The sequence below is a fragment of the Stenotrophomonas sp. 05N423 genome, assembly GCF_056397145.1.
On sequence record NZ_JBFTMV010000008.1, the window covers coordinates 76,499 to 92,539 of the forward strand.

Genomic DNA, 16,041 nt, shown 5'->3' on the forward strand with positions numbered 1-16,041 from the left:
AGGTAATGGGCTGGGCAACCGCGGCGAGTGCGTGGTTCCACCGACCACCGACTTCCCTTGCCTGCGCTTTCCAACCCGTCATTCCCGTCGCCGCGATGGTTGCAACAGCAACCGGGTTCTTCATGCAGAATCGTTGGCACTGCGTTTGCCTGCCTTCCCCATGCCCGAATACCGCTCGAAAACCTCCACCGCCGGCCGCAACATGGCCGGCGCCCGCGCCCTGTGGCGCGCCACCGGCATGACCGACGGCGATTTCCACAAGCCGATCATCGCCGTGGCCAACTCCTTCACCCAGTTCGTGCCCGGGCACGTGCACCTGAAGGACCTCGGCCAGCTTGTGGCGCGCGAGATCGAGGCCGCCGGCGGCGTGGCCAAGGAATTCGACACCATCGCCGTGGACGACGGCATCGCCATGGGCCACGACGGCATGCTGTACTCGCTGCCCAGCCGCGAGATCATCGCCGACTCGGTGGAGTACATGGCCAACGCGCACTGCGCCGACGCGCTGGTGTGCATCTCCAACTGCGACAAGATCACCCCCGGCATGCTGATGGCCGCGCTGCGGCTGAACATCCCGGTGGTGTTCGTCTCCGGCGGCCCGATGGAAGCCGGCAAAACCAAACTGGCCGAGCACAAGCTCGACCTGATCGACGCGATGGTCGCCGCCGGCGATGAGGCGGTCAGCGACGAGCAGGTTGCCGCCATCGAGCGCAGCGCCTGCCCCACCTGTGGCTCGTGCAGCGGCATGTTCACCGCCAACTCGATGAACTGCCTGACCGAGGCGCTGGGCCTGTCGCTGCCGGGCAACGGCACCGTGGTGGCCACGCACAGCGACCGCGAGGCGTTGTTCAAGCGCGCCGGCCGGCTGGTCGTCGAGCTGTGCCACCGCTGGTACGGCGGCGAGGACGCCAGCGCCCTGCCGCGCGGCATCGCCACGTTCGAGGCGTTCGAGAACGCGATGACGCTGGACATCGCCATGGGCGGCTCGACCAACACCATCCTGCACCTGCTCGCCGCCGCGCAGGAGGCGGAGGTCGCCTTCGACCTGCGCGACATCGACCGCCTGTCGCGGCGCGTGCCGCAGCTGTGCAAGGTCGCGCCGAACACGCCCAAATACCACATCGAGGACGTGCACCGCGCCGGCGGCATCATGGCCATCCTCGGCGAGCTGGCGCGCGGCGGCCTGCTGCATACCAATGTGCCGACCGTGCACAGCCGCACCCTGGGCGACGCCATCGCGCGATGGGACGTGACCCAGGTGCAGGACGAGGCGGTCCACCAGTTCTACAAGGCGGGCCCGGCAGGCATTCCCACCCAGGTCGCCTTCAGCCAGAGTACGCGCTGGCCGTCGCTGGACACGGACCGCGCCGAGGGCTGCATCCGCGACGTCGCCCATGCCTTCTCCAGCGAAGGCGGCCTGGCCGTGCTGTACGGCAACCTCGCCGCCGACGGCTGCGTGGTGAAGACCGCCGGCGTGGACGAATCCATCCACGTGTTCGAGGGCAGCGCCCGCGTCTACGAAAGCCAGGACGCGGCGGTGAAGGGCATCCTCGGCAACGAGGTGCAGGCCGGCGACGTGGTGGTGATCCGCTACGAAGGCCCCAAGGGCGGCCCCGGCATGCAGGAAATGCTCTACCCCACCAGCTACCTGAAATCCAAGGGCCTGGGCAAGGCCTGCGCCCTGCTCACCGACGGCCGCTTCTCCGGCGGCACCTCGGGCCTGAGCATCGGCCACTGCTCGCCCGAAGCCGCCGCCGGCGGCGCCATCGGCCTGGTCCGCGACGGCGACCGCATACGCATCGACATCCCCCAGCGCGGCATCCACCTGCTGGTGGACGACGCCGAACTCGCACGTCGCCGCGAGGAACAGGCCGCACGCGGCTGGAAACCCGCACAGCCGCGCCCGCGCAAGGTCAGTACCGCGTTGAAAGCGTATGCACTGCTGGCGACCAGCGCGGACAAGGGCGCGGTGCGGGACAAGGCGTTGCTGGAAGGGTGATCGCCCACATCGGCGTGCGTCCCTCCCCGGCTCGCACACCCCCGTAGATGCCGGGCTCGCCCGGCATACGCCATCAATCCGAACCCGATCCTGCCCCCGGCAAACGGTCCAGCGGACTCAACAAGCCACCGGCGCCACGCCCCAGCACGTGCGTGTAGATCTGGGTGGTCGCTACATCCTTGTGGCCCAGCAGTTCCTGCACGGTACGGATATCGTGGCCGGCCTCCAGCAGATGCGTGGCAAAGGAATGCCGCAACGAATGACAAGTGGCCGGCTTGGCGATGCCGGCACGCATGCGTGCGGTTTTGATGGCCCGCTGCAGGGTTTCCTCGCCAACGTGATGGCGCCCTGCCCGGCCACTGCGTGGATCGGCAGAAATCCGCTCGGAAGGAAACAGGTACTGCCAACCCGGCTCGCTGTCGGCATTCGGGTATTTCCGTGCCAACGCATGCGGCAGATGTACCCGCCCGTTGCCATCAAGCAGATCCTGCCCATGCAGCAGCACCGCCCACTCGCGCTGCCGCTGCAGACGCCCACGCAACGATTCCGGCAGCGGCACCCGTCGATCCCTGTCGCCCTTGCCGCTGCGCACGCAGATTTCCTTGCGGGCGAAATCCACGTCCTTGATCCGCAGCCGCAGGCATTCCATCAGGCGCATGCCAGTTCCATACAACAGGCGCGCCATCAACCCGGACAGACCTTCGGGCATGGCCGCCAACATTCGCGCCACCTCCTCCTGCGACAACACCACCGGCAGCCGGCGCGGCCGCTTGGCACGTACCACTTCTTCCATCCAGGGCAGCTCGATCTCCAATACCACCCGGTAAAGGAACAGCAATGCCGACAACGCCTGGTTCTGTGTGGCAGCCGCCACATTGCCCTGCGTCGCCAGGCGGGTAAGAAATGCCTCGACCTCCTTCGCCCCTAATTCCCTTGGATGGCGCCTGCCGTTGAAGAGAATGAAACGCCGGATCCACCCGACGTAAGCCTGTTCGGTACGGATGCTGTAATGGCGCAACCGGATCCGCTCACGGACCTGATCAAGCAGGCGCGGTGATCTGGGCCCAAGTACACCAGTAGATTGAGGGGTGTAATCCATATGGCAGCGCTCCTGCGGCATAACGCTGCCATCCTGAAGCCCGCACCTCACCCGCCTCCATCACCCAACCCACTGATACGAGGTAGGATTCATCTGATTCACAAGGCAGCGGGAAGCCGCCATACTCGGGACAACGCCACAGATAGGCGGCCGAATAGGCGTTAGGCCGCTCAGGAGCAGTCTCGTTGGCACAATTTAAGTTCCAACCAAAATGGAAAGAGGAGCTTGTTTGCTCACATCCCGCAGGTACTTTTATCTTGGACATGCCTATGGGCGTTGTATCCGTCATCATGCCCTCTGAAAAATCGTGGTCACAGCACTCGCCACCTTGGGCTAAATTGCTTTGGTCACAACTACACTCAGAGCTTGCTGCTTGGTGTGCATCCAACAACATTCCGCTCCATGCCGAGGATAACGTTCGTGTTTGGTAGGCACACGCGGCCTAACAATTAATTCAAGCCGAACCCGCTTCGCGGGTCGGCTTAATTCAGGCATTAGGCCTCTCAAGACATGGACTCATACCCTTCAGAGAAGGATCTGCTTGTGGCGCTAGACCGCTGCGATGACCTGATTCGTGCATGTGCCTCTGGGCGCCTGTCATTCGCTGACTTCCGGGCCGAATACAACGACTTCTACTGGTCGTTTGCTTTAGACGGCCATGAGTCGGATCAGGCTGGTCAAGCCGTACTAGCTAGGTACGCCTCACGTATCGCTCCCCACCAAACGGTGGCGAAGACCATTCTTGCCAAGATATGTTCGGACACAGATGCGGCGCACGAGAGCTACCGTGCTGCAGGCCACTTCGGCTCCACTGAGGCAGTTGCAAGACTTAAGCTTGTGGCGGAGGGCCTCCCGGGCGGAGGGGCCTAACAATTCATTCAAGCCGAACCCGCTTCGCGGGTCGGCTTAATTCAGGCGTTAGGTGCCATGGGACAAACGTCATCGCCGAGCATTCTAAAGACAGACCTGGCTGTTCTCGGGCTTTTGGCGGTCTTCGCATTCGCTGCGTTCGTGCTTAGAGATGGCCTGGGTCTTCTGGTGTTCGTCGGGCTCATTCTTGCATTGCTGGTGCAGCTCATCCGGGTTGCGTTCCTACGCGGGCGAAGCGAGACGCTCAAGAAGCTTTGGGATGCAGTCAAGGACGCGTTCTGGGGCATTGGCTAAGCAACATACCTTTCAGGAATCACCGGCCATGGCACCTAACAGTTCTTTCAAGCCGACGCCGCTTCGCGGCGCGGCTTAACTCAGGCGTTAGGAGTCAAGGAATGACAATGCGAGCCGAAAGCACCGAGAAATGGCAGCACATCCGCAGCAAGGGCATCTTGAGATTTGTTGTTTTCAGGGGAGTCCTTGGTTGGGGCCTGGGCACGGCTACCCTATTCATCCTAATCCAGTGGCTAATGGGTGGCGCGGGGGAAGTCCCTAAAACTTGGGCAACTTGGTTTGTCGTCTTCCCGATTGCGGGCATCTTTTGGGGCGTATTTATGTGGCTGTTCCTTAGCCGCAAATTTCGGCAGGAGGAGGCTCGGCAATGACTCCTAACAATTCATTCAAGCCGACGCCGCTTTGCAGCGCGGCTTAACTCTGGCGTTAGGCGGCCAATCATGCTCAAAAGGCTATTTGCAGCTCTATTCGGCACAGCTGTTGCCACGTCAACCTCTGCCGCTCGCCAGTGGATTGAGGGCGGTCTCTACGTCATTCCACAGGCGAACGGAAACTTCGTCCCACTAAAGATCCTCAAAGTGGACAATCATGGCGTACACGTTCGCATCTATAGCAACGTGTATCCCTCGCCTCCCACGCACATCAATGAGTCCACCTTGTACATGGCAGGGGTGGACAAACGCGAGGGCGAGTCCTTAGGCATGGGGCACCTGCCAATCTCCGGTGAGAGCTTCTCTGGCTGGGGCGTCGCATTTGTTCAGCAGTCTTCGGTAAATGCAGAGGAACTGGAAGGGTATCAGATGTGGGCGGAGGCGGAGGGCGGGTACTTCTAAGTACGTCGCCTAACAATTCATTCAAGCCGACACCGCTTCGCGGCGCGGCTTAATTCAGGCGTTAGCCTTTCGAGACATGACATGCGCAATCTTCTGGCAATAGCGGCACTTCTACCGGCTTTCGCGGCGGCGTCCCCGCCGCCCGATAGTATTGGTGACCTTTTCGCTGGCACGTGCATGAAGCACTTTTATTCGCAGGACAATCTGCGGAAGTTGATGGGAGGCATTGGCGCTCCGGAGGCCCCGCCGGAAAAAGCAGAGTTCTTCCTTGGTGGTAATCCTGGCAAGGCTTGGTTCGTGATTGCGCCGTCCACCGCTTATGTGATCGCGCTTCGGGATGACACTGTTTGTGCCGTCTTCGCGCAGCGCGCCGACCCCGATCAAGTTCAGTCTGACTTCTCGGCCTTGTTGGGTACGGCTCCGGAGCCGCTCGCAGCAGCGGCACAAGACACAACTGGCTTAGGCCCTAACGACGCACATACCCGTACCGCGGCTTACTCGTGGTCACGACCTGAGGACCAAGATGAGCTTCTTTTTGTCCTCACTACTTCTGACAGCAGCGACGCCACTGCGCAAGCCATGATTTCAATGTCGCTGGTCGGCAAGGCTAACAATTCGTTCAAGGCGATGCCGCTTCGCGGCATGCCTTAACTCAGGCGTTAGGCACTTTTACCCAGCAAGGTCAGCCCATGAGAATAATCCACTTCTTCTCTCTGCTTCTAGTTGCTCTTACCTCATGCAATTCAAACAAGAGCCCACTATCAGAGAGTGAATGCAAGACTTTGACTGACAAAGAGGCCACTCATCTCGCAAGTCGTTTTGAGAGATTCCCGGACATGAAAGCTGGCTTACTTCATTTGGCCGATAGCCGAGCAGAGCAATGTGCAGCCGGCGAGAGTTTTGATAGAGAGGACTATGAATGCGTCATAAGCGCTGACAACGATTCGAGCATGGACAAGTGCTTAAATAACGCCGCAAAAAAATCCAAGCAACGCAGGGGCGCCTAACAATTCATTCAAGCCGACGCCGCTTCGCGGGAGACAACGTGCAGATCATCTACATCCTTCTCTGTATAGCTGGTGCAGCGTTACCTCTCTCGCAGTTCATACCTTGGCTCTCTGCACACGGCCTCAACGTGCCACTTCTGTTGCAACAGGCCACATCAAGCCACGTTCCTGCATTCGCTTGGGCCGATGTCCTTGTCTCGGGCATGGTTGTTGCTGTGTTCGCACTTGCCGAGGGCCGCAGGCTGGCCATGCGCCAGCTATGGCTGCCGCTGTCTTGCCTCGCAATTGGCCCTTCACTGGCATTGCCGCTTTTCCTTCTTCTACGGGAGCGGCATATTGCGGCGGCGGGGCCTAACAATTCATTCAGGCCTACACCGCTTCGCAGCTCGGCTTAGTTCAGGCGTTGGCTGTCCCAAGCAGTTCGTTCGCAATTGGGGAGGACTCGAATGAATACACCACCAAAATGGTTCAAGGTCGTTGCAGTTGTCGCCATGCTCTGGAACTTGCTCGGTTGCCTGGCCTTTGCCTCCGACCTCAGCCTGTCGCCGCAAGACGTGGCCATGCTTCCGGAATCACAACAGGCGCTCTACGCTGCTCGGCCGGCGTGGGCCATCGCAGCAACTGGAATCGCGGTTTTTTGTGGCGTGCTTGGTTGCATCGGCCTACTCCTGCGCAAGAAATGGGCATTCCCCGTATTGGCTCTTTCCTTGATCGGCATCCTGGTTCAGGACTTCGGCTTGTTTGTTCTGGTAGATGGCGCAACCTTGGCTGGCTCTTTTGCTGTCGTCATGCAAGCGGCTGTGCTCGCAATCGGTATTTTTCTTGTTTGGCTCAGCCGCAAGGGCATCACACAGGGTTGGCTCACCTAGCCCCAGACAGCCAACAATTCATTCAAGCCTACGCCGCTTCGCGGGCCGGCTTAACCCAGACGCCAGGTACACATGTCGGACAACGCGATCAATTTGCAGGAAAAGCTGGCCATGTTCTCGGAACATTGGTCGCCCCGCGTCATCGCGGAAATGAACGACTACCAGTTCAAGCTCGCCAAAGTGCTGGGCGAGTTCGTCTGGCACTCCCACGCGGACACAGATGAGGTCTTTATCGTTCTGGACGGCCAGATGATGCTTGAGTTCAGAGACAGGTCCGTTCTGCTTGCTGCCGGGGAAATGTACGTCGTGCCCAGAGGCATTGAGCATCGGCCAGTGGCACCCCAGGAGTGCTGCATCATGCTCGTGGAACCCCGCGGGGTGGTCAACACTGGTGACGCAGGCGGCCCCTATACCGCACAGAATGATGTGTGGGTGTAGCGCGGGCGTGCCTGACAATTCATTCAAGCCGATGCCACTTCGCTGCACGGCTTGGCTCAGGCGTCGGGCTTCAACAGGAGCGGCCATGCAATGACTTACATTTTCGCCGTCATCACGGCCGCCATCGCTCTCATTGCCATTTTCGCCTTCCGGCAGGAGCCTCGTGACGTCTCCTGCCTGCCTCCGCCATCGCAAGGTGTTCAAGAACTCATCCGTTCGGGGCGGAAGATTCCGGCAATCCGCGCATACCGCAAGCAAACGGGAGCCTCCCTGCTCGAGGCCAGCAGGGTTGTTGAGCACCATGCAGCCTGACGATATCCAAATCGACGCCGTTTCCCTGCCCCCGGTCTCAGGTGCGCCATGGCAGCTTTGACACATGTGATGGAAGCAGTCGTTTCCGGTGTCGACCTGCCACGGAAGCCTGAAGAACATGGCGGCTGCTTTACCAGATCATGAGACCTTGAGTCCTTGTCGTCATGAAGACCCTGCATCTCCTGGTATTGATCCTGTTTGTCGCGGCGCTGTGCCTTTACATGGCCGCCTCGATGGCCGGCGCATGGGTACTTGGCGCGATCGCCACCGCTCTTGAGGCTGCTGCCTGGATCGTGGCGCTCATTTCCAGGCACTCCTCAAAGGATGGTGAAGTCCATTGAGGTCATCGCGTACAGGACACCCGATCCTGTCATCGCCTGCCTCGCCATCGTCCCGGTCCCCGCAGGCGTGGCGTTCCCGCCATCCGCTCGGGCCAGGTGGTTTGTCCTCCCAGGCTCTTCCAGATCAGCCGCTCGGCGCATCCCCGACCTCTCCGGAGACCCATTGCATCGCATGTCGTGGGGGCAATGCGGAGGCTTTCATGACGCCCGATGGCGAGCGCTGTATCAGCAGTACAGGCCTTCCAGTCCGGGACAAGTGATCTGCGAGCGGGATGGCCAGATCGACCACCCGTGCGCGGGAACCCCATATCCCGCATACGCGCCTGCTATCGTGGCGCCAAACCACTCTGGAAGAGCACCATGCGGTCCGCATTGAAGGCTGTCTGTATCGGTGGTCTCGTCGGTGGCGCCCTGGACCTGGCGTTCGCGATCGGCTTTGCCGCATTGAACGGGCTCGCACCTGCCACGCTGCTCCAGGTCATCGCCAGCGGCTGGTTCGGAAGTGCATCCTTCGATATGGGCGCGGTGAGCGCGGGCATCGGGTTCGTTTCCCACTTCGCGCTTTCGCTGGGATGGGCGGCGCTGTTCGTCGCACTGACCATGCGGTTCCGCGTGGCGGCGCAGCCGTGGCTGAGCGGACCGATATTCGGCGCGGTAGTCTTCCTCGGCATGCGTCTGCTGGTGCTGCCGCTGTCCGCGTTTCCCAGGCCGGTCAATTTCGACATGCCCGCCGCGCTGTACGACCTGCTGTCGCACATGTTCCTGTTCGGCTTGCCGATCGCCCTGGCCGCGCGCGCCTTCATGCCCGGCCGAAGGATCTGAAGTTCCACCCGGCCCCTTTCAACAGACGCTACACGGAGAACAACGATGGACGCACCCGGACGACGCGACCTCATCGAGCGCTATATCGCCGCCTACAACGCCTTCGACGTGGATGGCATGCTCGCGACGCTTTCGGCGGACGTGGAGTTCCGCAATTTTTCTTCCGGGCAGCTCACCGCACAGTCCGACGGCAAGGAAGAATTCAGGCGCCTGGCCGAGCAGGGCAAGGCGCTTTTTTCCGAACGCGAACAGACCATCGTTTCCTTCCGCGATGAAGGCGATCGGGTGATCGTGGACATCGCCTACCGCGGCAGGCTCGCGCAGGACATTCCCGGCGGGCCAGCGGCAGACACGCTGCTTGAACTCACGGGACAGTCGGAATTCTCCTTCGGCGACGGGCGCATCACGCGGCTGGTCGATCGCAGTTGACGGGCACGAACCTGTGCCAGCCGACCTGCCGCAACGGCGCCTGTTCACCCACGCCACGGTTCCGGCGGGTGGTGGGCAGCCGACGCGGATTGGAACATCGCCGCCGGGTCGGCGAAAATGGGGCCTCAGACCGTCGCCACGCCGTCGCCGGCCCCAGCCAAGAGTCCCTGCATGAACATTGAAGCTTCCTCCGCCCTTCCGCCGCGCGAAGCGATGGAGTTCGACGTGGTGATCGTCGGTGCCGGCCCGGCCGGCCTGTCCACGGCCATCCGCCTGCGCCAGCTGGCGGTGGAGAAGGGCCAGGAGCTGTCGGTGTGCGTGCTGGAAAAGGGCTCCGAGCCGGGTGCGCACATCCTCTCCGGCGCGGTGATGGACCCGCGCGCGTTGAGCGAGCTGTTCCCCGACTGGAAAGAGAAGGGCGCGCCGCTGAAGCAGGCGGTGACCCGCGACGAATTCCTGTTCCTGGACGAAACCGGCGCCAAGGCCACTCCGAACTGGCTGCTGCCCGAGTGCTTCCAGAACCATGGCAACTACATCGTCAGCCTGGGCGAGGTGACACGCTGGCTGGCACAGCAGGCCGAAGCGCTGGAAGTGGCGATCTTCCCGGGCTTCGCCGCCGCCGAAGTGCTGTTTGATGAAGCCGGTGCGGTGAGGGGCGTGGCCACCGGCGACATGGGCATCCACAAGGACGGCACACCCGGCCCGAACTTCGAGCGCGGCATGGAACTGCATGCCCGGTACACGATCTTCGCCGAGGGTTCGCGCGGCCACCTCGGCCGCCAGCTGATCTCCCGCTTCAAGCTCGACGAAGGCAAGGACCCGCAGAGCTACGGCATCGGCATCAAGGAGCTGTGGCAGATCGACCCGGCCAAACATGAGCCGGGCCTGGTGGTACATGCGGCCGGCTGGCCGCTGGACGACGACACCTATGGCGGCGCTTTCCTGTACCACGCCGATGGCGGCAAGGTCTCCATCGGCTACGTGGTCGGGCTGGACTACAGGAATCCCTGGCTGAGCCCGTTCGAGGAGTTCCAGCGCTTCAAGACCCACCCGGCGATCCGCAGGCACCTGGAAGGCGGCAAGCGCATCGCCTACGGCGCGCGCGCGATCACCGCCGGCGGCATCCTGTCGCTGCCCAAGACGGTGTTCCCGGGCGGCGCGCTGGTCGGCTGCGAGGCCGGTTACCTCAATGTCAGCCGCATCAAGGGCAGCCATGCCGCGATCAAGACCGGCATGCTGGCCGCCGAGGCCGCGTTCGAGGCACTGGTGGCCGGCCGCTCGCGCGATGAACTGAGCGCCTACCCGGAAGCCTTCGAGGCCAGCTGGCTCAAGACCGAGCTGCTGCAGTCCAAGAACTTCAAGCAGTGGTTCAAGAAGGGCCGCACCCTGGCCACGCTGATGACCGGCATCGAGCAGTGGCTGCTGCCCAAGCTGGGCCTGCGCAACGCGCCGTGGACGATCCACCGTACGAAGGCCGACCACGAATGCCTGGAGCCGGCGAGCAGGCACACGAAGATCGACTACCCGAAGCCGGACAACGTGCTGACCTTCGACCGGCTGAGCTCGGTGTTCCTGTCCTCGACCAACCATGAGGAAGACCAGCCCAGCCACCTGACGTTGAAGGATCCGACGGTGCCGGTGCGCATCAACCTGGCGCAGTACGCCGGCCCGGAGGCACGTTACTGCCCGGCGGGCGTGTACGAGTTCGTGGGCGAGGGCAGCGACACCCGCCTGCAGATCAACGCGCAGAACTGCGTGCACTGCAAGACCTGCGACATCAAGGACCCGACCCAGAACATCGTGTGGGTCACCCCGCAGGGTGGCGGCGGACCCAACTACCCGGCGATGTGATGGCGCAACCGCGCATGGTTGCGGGTATGGGAATGGAACGGACCTCGCGTTCTGCCGGGCAAGCCCGGCAACCATGGATGCGCTGCCGTGGGAGCGCCGTGCGGCGCTGCATATTGCCGCTCGGAATGGCGGCAGCGCTATGCGCCTGCGGCCAGCGCGATGCGTTCAACCATGCCGCGGACGCCACGCCGCATCAGCGCGAGCTGGAGCGTGCATTCGCCATCTGCGCAGGCTGCCACGACACCCGTGCCGATCTCGGCCATCGCGTCGGTCCCAACCTGCACGGCGTGGTCGGCCGCCGCGCCGGCAGTGCGGCGGGCTACTCCTACTCCAAGGCGATGAAGAACAGCGGCATCGTCTGGGATGCGCGGACGCTGGATGCCTTCCTCGCCTCGCCGCAAAAGCAGGTACCCGGCTCCCGCATGCTCAATGCGACGTCCGATCCGCAGCGCCGGCAGGCGGTGATCGAGTATCTGTCCGGGCAGGCGCAGTGATCTGCCCGGCGCACCCGATGCCATCCATCGGGTGCGGGCCTGGCCGGAACATCGCTCAACCGCCGATGTTCTCCTGCAGGAATTTCTCCAGCGCGCGATAGAACGCGATGCTGTTGTCGTCGTTGTAGAAGCCGTGGCCCTCGCCCGCGACGGCCATCCAGCCCGGTGTGTTCCCTGCCGCGACCAATGCGGCGCGCATGGCGTTGGCCTGCGCGATCGGTGCCCGTTCATCGCGTTCGCCATGCACCAGCAGCACGGGCGCCTTGATGCTCGCCGCCAGGCTCACCGGTGAGTTCGCCAGCAGCTCCTCGTCGCTGCGGCCGATCACCCGCTCCAGGTAGTTGCGCCCATAGGCGCTGTCCTTGATGTCGCCCTTCCTGTACATCATCTTCAGGTCGTAAATGCCCGCCAGGCCGACCGCGCAGCGGAACCGTTGCGGCGCGCGCGCGGCCAGCATCATCGCCGAGTAGGCACCGAAGCTCGCGCCATACGCGCAGACCCGCTCCGGATCGGCCAGGCCTGAGGCCACGGCATGATCCAGCCCATCCAGCAGATCCTGCTGGATGCGGGTGCCCCAATGCAGGTAGCCCAGCCGCTCGAACGCGCGCCCGCGCCCGCCGCTGCCGCGATAGTTGACCTGCACCACCAGGTAGCCCCGGTTGGCCAGGAACTGCGCGTCGGTGTCGTAGAACCAGTCATCGCTGACGCCGTGCGGACCGCCATGCGGCAGCACCACCGTGGGAAGGCGGCGGCCCTCGCTGTTGCGCGGGATCGTGAGCACGGCCTCCAGTTCGACCCCGTCGCTGGCCTTGAAGCGCACCGGGCGTCGCTCGGCCATCAGCGCCGGGTCGATCGCATCACGTGACGCAAGCACCTTCTCCAGCTTGTTCGTCGAGCGCTTCAACACGTACCAGCCGCCAGGATCGCGGTCGCTGGCGATATGGATCAGCACAACCTGCCCGTCGCGGCTGACATCGACGAAGGTCACGTGCTGCTGCGGCAGCAACTCGGCCAATGCCCTGTGCAGTTCGGCTTCGGGGCGGCCCGGATCGAAATAGACCAGCCGCGGCCGGCCTACTTGCGGCGCAGCCGCGAACGGTATCGATGGATGGCCCGTCCACTGCGTCAGGCCGACGCTCGCGAAGCCATCGCCGGCAAGCACTTCGGAGTTGCCGCCGTCCAGGTCACTCAACACCAGCTGCGACGGCCCATCCGCGTGGCTGAGGTGGGCATACACCCTGGTGTTGTCCGCCGAGAACGACAACGGCGTCCAGATGCTTCCCGCCCGGAGCGGGGCCAACGGCTGCCAGCGCCTGCCGTCATCGGACCGGTACAGCAGATGGTTGTCGGCGTCGTCGCGCCCCCACGCATAGCGCGCGACGCCGTTGCGATCGATCACGAACTCCAGCTGCGGCACGCCGATATCGGCAACGAGCTTGAACGTCGGCCGTTGCGTATCGACCACATAGAGCATGGATGAGGTGGGGTCACGCTTGAGCTGGCGCATGTAGAAACGGCCATCATTGCCCTCGGCCACGCTTTCGATATAGCCGAAACCGCGATCCAGGCCGGCCGCGGCGTTCTGCTGCTCGTACCCATAGATGTAGCGCTGGTTCTGTCCGTCGAAATCGCTGGCGATGATCTCGCCCGTGGCAAGCGGCTTCTCCAGCGATCCGTACTTGCGGCCCTTGGCAACGACCAGACGCCTGTCGCCCACCCATGCAATCTGGAACGGGCTTTCATAGCGCGGGAGGCGCAGCACGGCCGTCCGCGTCATGTCGGACAGGCGCAGGATCTGCACGGCATGGTTGCCTTCCCCGAAGTCGGTTGAAACCGCCAGGTAGTCGCCCTTCGGCGACAGACGCGGCATCGAAAACGGGCTGGCCTTGGCGAACGCTTCCACCGGCACCGCCTGGGCCATCGCTGCCGGCGTCCACGCCATGCCGCCGAACATCCCTGTCACCAGCAACAACAGCCCACGCAATCCCCTTCCCATGACAACTCCCCAGAAGCCAGGTGGAAGTCTCAGCGTAGGGTATCGGCCCTCTCCCCGGAAGAGCGTCGTTGCGGCCGGAGTGGATTCACGGCGCCGGCGCCTGCCCGGCGCTGCAGTTCTTCTGGCAATGCCCGCAGAAGAACGTGCGGCGCTGCGTCCTGCCCATGTAGATCTTCCTGATCCGCGCGCGGACGCAGCCATCCGGTCGCATCAATCGACAGTACGCACCGCTGGATATCTACCCCGCCCGGCAGACAGGCCACGTGGGGATCGCCGCGTGGATGCGCGTCGACGGACGACTCAGCTCTGCTTGACCAACCTGCGCTGGCCGGTGACCGCCTGCGTTTTCGGCGTAAGCCTGGCCACGCCCGGAATCAGGAAGTCGGCGACGCTCCGGCCGTGTTTCGTCTTCGCCGCTAGCCAGCGCGGCATCCGGCCACGGCCGGTCCACGTATTGCGGCGGTTGTCGGGATCGCGGTACTTGGGTTCGACCTTGGCGCGTTTGCGCCTGACGCGGACTTTCGGCTCCGGCCGCGCCGCATCGGCATCCGGCCCGAAGATTTCCTCGATCGTATAGCCGGCGCGCCGCGCTTCGGCGGCCAGCATGCGTCTGACTTTTTCCGCCGGTGCCCGCCCGGTGAGCGTCTTGTGCCTGTCCTTGGCGGCCCGGATCAGGGTGTCCAGCTCGCGGAGATTCAGCGGCGTCAGGTCGATGTGCATGGCGCTAGCGTCAGTTTGGGCCGCACGGGTGTCAAGACATGATTTCACCGGCGATGTGAAGAACCGGGCCGGCGGCTGCTCAGTCCGGCGTCGATGACGGAGACGGCAACGCCCATCCTTCCTCCCTCCCTTTCGCCAGCACCCGCGCGACGATGCGGTCGCAGCGCGCGCCGTCGAAACTGAAGGCGTCAGCGAGTGCGGTATCCACTTCCCGGGCCAGGCTCTCGCGCAGCTGGCTGCGCGCCCGGAAAAAGCGCGTCCTGACGGTCGCCTCCGGTATCCGCAGCACCTGCGCGGTTTCCTCCACGCTCATTTCCTCGACCGCGCGCAGCACGAACACGAGCCGGAACGCCTCCGGAAGCTGGTCGATGCGTGCCTCCATCAACCTGCGCATCTGCCCGCGCATCAGCGACGGTTCGGGGCCGCGTTCGGGTGCGTCGGCAAGCCGGGACTGGATGTCGGAATCGTGGTCGGCCATGGCAGTTTCCAGCGGGATGACCTCCGCGCTTTTCCGGCGCCGACGGCCCAGGGCTTCGTTGATGGCGATACGCACCAGCCAGGTCGAAAGATGGCTCTCCGTCCGGTAGCCGCGCAGCGCCCGCCAGGCGTGCAGGTACGCCTCCTGGACGACATCTTCCGCATCGGCGTCGTCCCTGACGATGCTCCGTGCGGTGCGGAACAGCAGCCGGTTGTGCCGGCGCATCAGGCTCTCGAAGGCACGACCATCGCCTGCAATTGCGCGTGCGATCAGCTCGGCTTCGGACAATTCCGACATGCCCGGGGTCTGCGGCGATTCATCCGTGGCGGGCGGGGTGTTGATGCGCCTCTCCAGGGCAGGGGTCGGGGTCGATCGGATGAAGCATCGTGGTCGCGCCGGCTCAAGGCCGTCCGCGACCGACGCCATGGCCGTACACCAATCGTCCGCCAAACCAGCCACCGACCACCAGCGCGGCGGCACCCGCGGCGTCCAGCAGCAGGGCCGGCATGTCCGGTGGCAGGGGATGGCCGTGTTCCAGCCTCAGGAGCAGGCGGGCCGTGAACAGAACGAACGCCAGCAGCATGGCGGTCATGTGCACGTAGGCGTCGCGCATGGGTACGCCCTCGGGCACCTGCGACAGCTCCAGCAGGCCCGCCAGCATCGCCAACAGCGCCATGGCGCTGCCGACGACCAGCAGGCCGCTGGACCACCGCCATGCGCTTTCCCCCAGCCACAGGCCGGCGACATCGGCCGCCACGGCCAGCGACCAGCACGCTACCGGGAAATGCACGAGCGCCGGATGCAGGGGATGGCGCATGGCGTCAGAGCACCTGGCTGAGCAGCACAAGGAAGCCGGCGACGGCGACGCCGGCATGGATGACCACCACCGCCTTGGGCGGCAGCTTCCGGCGCAGGTGGAACGAAGCGAGGAAGAACCCGCCAAGCGCGGCCAGCAGCAATACCGCCAGGCCGGCCACGACCGGCTGGGAGGCGGCACCCCGGACCAGCAGCACGACAAGCAGGGCCAGCCCGGTGGCGCCCAGCGCCGCATGCAGCAGCGACAGCGCCCAGGGCGCGAACTTCCCGCGCAGGACGTGCGCGGCGAGGACCAGGCCGCCGAGGGCGGCGACCGCGAAGACGATCAGGGCATGGGCAAGCATGGGACGGCTCCGGTGGGTGATGTGGGCAA

At 63.8% G+C, this 16,041-nt stretch carries 19 protein-coding genes; 13 read left to right on the forward strand and 6 right to left on the reverse strand.

The features are described from left to right. Positions 1-160: 160 nt before the first annotated feature. The gene (gene ilvD / locus AC1DGW_RS13160; protein WP_478023853.1) at positions 161-1,999 is read left to right on the forward strand and encodes a dihydroxy-acid dehydratase; all 1,839 of its coding nucleotides are present in this window, start codon (positions 161-163) and stop codon (positions 1,997-1,999) included. Positions 2,000-2,072: 73 nt separating this feature from the next. On the opposite strand, the gene AC1DGW_RS13165 is transcribed toward ilvD, so the two are convergent. Beyond that, the gene (locus AC1DGW_RS13165) at positions 2,073-3,098 is read right to left on the reverse strand and encodes an integron integrase (protein ID WP_478023678.1); all 1,026 of its coding nucleotides are present in this window, start codon (positions 3,096-3,098) and stop codon (positions 2,073-2,075) included. Positions 3,099-4,025: 927 nt separating this feature from the next. Between AC1DGW_RS13165 and AC1DGW_RS13170 the strand changes: the two genes are divergently transcribed. From AC1DGW_RS13170 to AC1DGW_RS13225, 12 genes are all read left to right on the forward strand, one after another. Next, positions 4,026-4,262: a hypothetical protein gene (locus tag AC1DGW_RS13170; RefSeq protein ID WP_478023680.1), complete on the forward strand. Its 237-nt coding sequence runs from the start codon at positions 4,026-4,028 to the stop codon at positions 4,260-4,262. A 440-nt stretch (positions 4,263-4,702) separates the two neighbouring features. Next, entirely contained in the window at positions 4,703-5,095 is a 393-nt protein-coding gene (locus AC1DGW_RS13175; RefSeq protein WP_478023682.1) for a hypothetical protein, read from the forward strand. A gap of 81 nt (positions 5,096-5,176) precedes the next feature. Then, positions 5,177-5,746 carry an NMCC_0638 family (lipo)protein gene (locus AC1DGW_RS13180; protein WP_478023684.1) on the forward strand — a complete coding sequence of 190 codons (570 nt, stop codon included), beginning with the start codon at positions 5,177-5,179 and terminating at the stop codon, positions 5,744-5,746. A 394-nt stretch (positions 5,747-6,140) separates the two neighbouring features. After that, entirely contained in the window at positions 6,141-6,497 is a 357-nt protein-coding gene (locus AC1DGW_RS13185) for a DUF2834 domain-containing protein (protein ID WP_478023686.1), read from the forward strand. 51 nt (positions 6,498-6,548) lie between these two features. Beyond that, positions 6,549-6,971: a hypothetical protein gene (locus AC1DGW_RS13190; protein ID WP_478023688.1), complete on the forward strand. Its 423-nt coding sequence runs from the start codon at positions 6,549-6,551 to the stop codon at positions 6,969-6,971. Between the two features lie 72 nt (positions 6,972-7,043). Continuing rightward, on the forward strand, positions 7,044-7,409 hold the full coding sequence (locus AC1DGW_RS13195) for a cupin domain-containing protein (protein WP_478023690.1): 366 nt from the start codon (positions 7,044-7,046) through the stop codon (positions 7,407-7,409). A 90-nt stretch (positions 7,410-7,499) separates the two neighbouring features. Further along, positions 7,500-7,721, forward strand: coding sequence for a hypothetical protein (locus AC1DGW_RS13200; protein WP_478023692.1), 222 nt, complete (start codon positions 7,500-7,502; stop codon positions 7,719-7,721). A gap of 164 nt (positions 7,722-7,885) precedes the next feature. Then, complete coding sequence (locus tag AC1DGW_RS13205; RefSeq protein WP_478023695.1) at positions 7,886-8,062, forward strand: hypothetical protein; 177 nt, start codon at positions 7,886-7,888, stop codon at positions 8,060-8,062. 360 nt (positions 8,063-8,422) lie between these two features. Further along, on the forward strand, positions 8,423-8,884 hold the full coding sequence (locus AC1DGW_RS13210) for a hypothetical protein (RefSeq protein ID WP_478023697.1): 462 nt from the start codon (positions 8,423-8,425) through the stop codon (positions 8,882-8,884). 45 nt (positions 8,885-8,929) lie between these two features. After that, a complete protein-coding gene (locus AC1DGW_RS13215) occupies positions 8,930-9,313 on the forward strand; it encodes a nuclear transport factor 2 family protein (RefSeq protein ID WP_478023699.1) in 384 nt (127 codons plus the stop codon). 171 nt (positions 9,314-9,484) lie between these two features. After that, positions 9,485-11,164, forward strand: coding sequence for an electron transfer flavoprotein-ubiquinone oxidoreductase (locus AC1DGW_RS13220; RefSeq protein WP_478023701.1), 1,680 nt, complete (start codon positions 9,485-9,487; stop codon positions 11,162-11,164). Between the two features lie 125 nt (positions 11,165-11,289). Beyond that, positions 11,290-11,658, forward strand: a complete 369-nt coding sequence (locus AC1DGW_RS13225; protein WP_478023703.1) for a c-type cytochrome — start codon at positions 11,290-11,292, stop codon at positions 11,656-11,658. A 55-nt stretch (positions 11,659-11,713) separates the two neighbouring features. On the opposite strand, the gene AC1DGW_RS13230 is transcribed toward AC1DGW_RS13225, so the two are convergent. The 5 genes from AC1DGW_RS13230 to AC1DGW_RS13250 all read right to left on the reverse strand — a co-directional run bounded on the left by AC1DGW_RS13230 (position 11,714) and on the right by AC1DGW_RS13250 (position 16,012). Then, complete coding sequence (locus AC1DGW_RS13230) at positions 11,714-13,855, reverse strand: alpha/beta hydrolase family protein (protein WP_478023705.1); 2,142 nt, start codon at positions 13,853-13,855, stop codon at positions 11,714-11,716. Positions 13,856-13,954: 99 nt separating this feature from the next. Next, a complete protein-coding gene (locus tag AC1DGW_RS13235) occupies positions 13,955-14,374 on the reverse strand; it encodes an H-NS histone family protein (protein WP_478023707.1) in 420 nt (139 codons plus the stop codon). A gap of 79 nt (positions 14,375-14,453) precedes the next feature. Then, complete coding sequence (locus AC1DGW_RS13240; protein WP_478023709.1) at positions 14,454-15,149, reverse strand: RNA polymerase sigma factor; 696 nt, start codon at positions 15,147-15,149, stop codon at positions 14,454-14,456. A gap of 103 nt (positions 15,150-15,252) precedes the next feature. Further along, positions 15,253-15,669, reverse strand: coding sequence for a DUF2231 domain-containing protein (locus tag AC1DGW_RS13245; RefSeq protein ID WP_478023711.1), 417 nt, complete (start codon positions 15,667-15,669; stop codon positions 15,253-15,255). A 4-nt stretch (positions 15,670-15,673) separates the two neighbouring features. Continuing rightward, positions 15,674-16,012: a hypothetical protein gene (locus AC1DGW_RS13250; protein WP_478023713.1), complete on the reverse strand. Its 339-nt coding sequence runs from the start codon at positions 16,010-16,012 to the stop codon at positions 15,674-15,676. Positions 16,013-16,041: the final 29 nt, after the last annotated feature.

Coding starts and splice junctions, on each gene's coding strand:
- AC1DGW_RS13225 (WP_478023703.1), top strand. CDS start 11,290: ATGGCGGCAGCGCTATGCGCCTGCGGCCAGCGCGATGCGTTCAACCAT.
- AC1DGW_RS13205 (WP_478023695.1), top strand. CDS start 7,886: ATGAAGACCCTGCATCTCCTGGTATTGATCCTGTTTGTCGCGGCGCTG.
- AC1DGW_RS13240 (WP_478023709.1), bottom strand. CDS start 15,149: ATGTCGGAATTGTCCGAAGCCGAGCTGATCGCACGCGCAATTGCAGGC.
- AC1DGW_RS13195 (WP_478023690.1), top strand. CDS start 7,044: ATGTCGGACAACGCGATCAATTTGCAGGAAAAGCTGGCCATGTTCTCG.
- AC1DGW_RS13190 (WP_478023688.1), top strand. CDS start 6,549: ATGAATACACCACCAAAATGGTTCAAGGTCGTTGCAGTTGTCGCCATG.
- AC1DGW_RS13250 (WP_478023713.1), bottom strand. CDS start 16,012: ATGCTTGCCCATGCCCTGATCGTCTTCGCGGTCGCCGCCCTCGGCGGC.
- AC1DGW_RS13235 (WP_478023707.1), bottom strand. CDS start 14,374: ATGCACATCGACCTGACGCCGCTGAATCTCCGCGAGCTGGACACCCTG.
- AC1DGW_RS13215 (WP_478023699.1), top strand. CDS start 8,930: ATGGACGCACCCGGACGACGCGACCTCATCGAGCGCTATATCGCCGCC.
- AC1DGW_RS13245 (WP_478023711.1), bottom strand. CDS start 15,669: ATGCGCCATCCCCTGCATCCGGCGCTCGTGCATTTCCCGGTAGCGTGC.
- AC1DGW_RS13170 (WP_478023680.1), top strand. CDS start 4,026: ATGGGACAAACGTCATCGCCGAGCATTCTAAAGACAGACCTGGCTGTT.
- AC1DGW_RS13175 (WP_478023682.1), top strand. CDS start 4,703: ATGCTCAAAAGGCTATTTGCAGCTCTATTCGGCACAGCTGTTGCCACG.
- AC1DGW_RS13220 (WP_478023701.1), top strand. CDS start 9,485: ATGAACATTGAAGCTTCCTCCGCCCTTCCGCCGCGCGAAGCGATGGAG.
- AC1DGW_RS13230 (WP_478023705.1), bottom strand. CDS start 13,855: ATGGCTGCGTCCGCGCGCGGATCAGGAAGATCTACATGGGCAGGACGC.
- AC1DGW_RS13210 (WP_478023697.1), top strand. CDS start 8,423: ATGCGGTCCGCATTGAAGGCTGTCTGTATCGGTGGTCTCGTCGGTGGC.
- AC1DGW_RS13165 (WP_478023678.1), bottom strand. CDS start 3,098: ATGGATTACACCCCTCAATCTACTGGTGTACTTGGGCCCAGATCACCG.
- AC1DGW_RS13200 (WP_478023692.1), top strand. CDS start 7,500: ATGACTTACATTTTCGCCGTCATCACGGCCGCCATCGCTCTCATTGCC.
- ilvD (WP_478023853.1), top strand. CDS start 161: ATGCCCGAATACCGCTCGAAAACCTCCACCGCCGGCCGCAACATGGCC.
- AC1DGW_RS13180 (WP_478023684.1), top strand. CDS start 5,177: ATGCGCAATCTTCTGGCAATAGCGGCACTTCTACCGGCTTTCGCGGCG.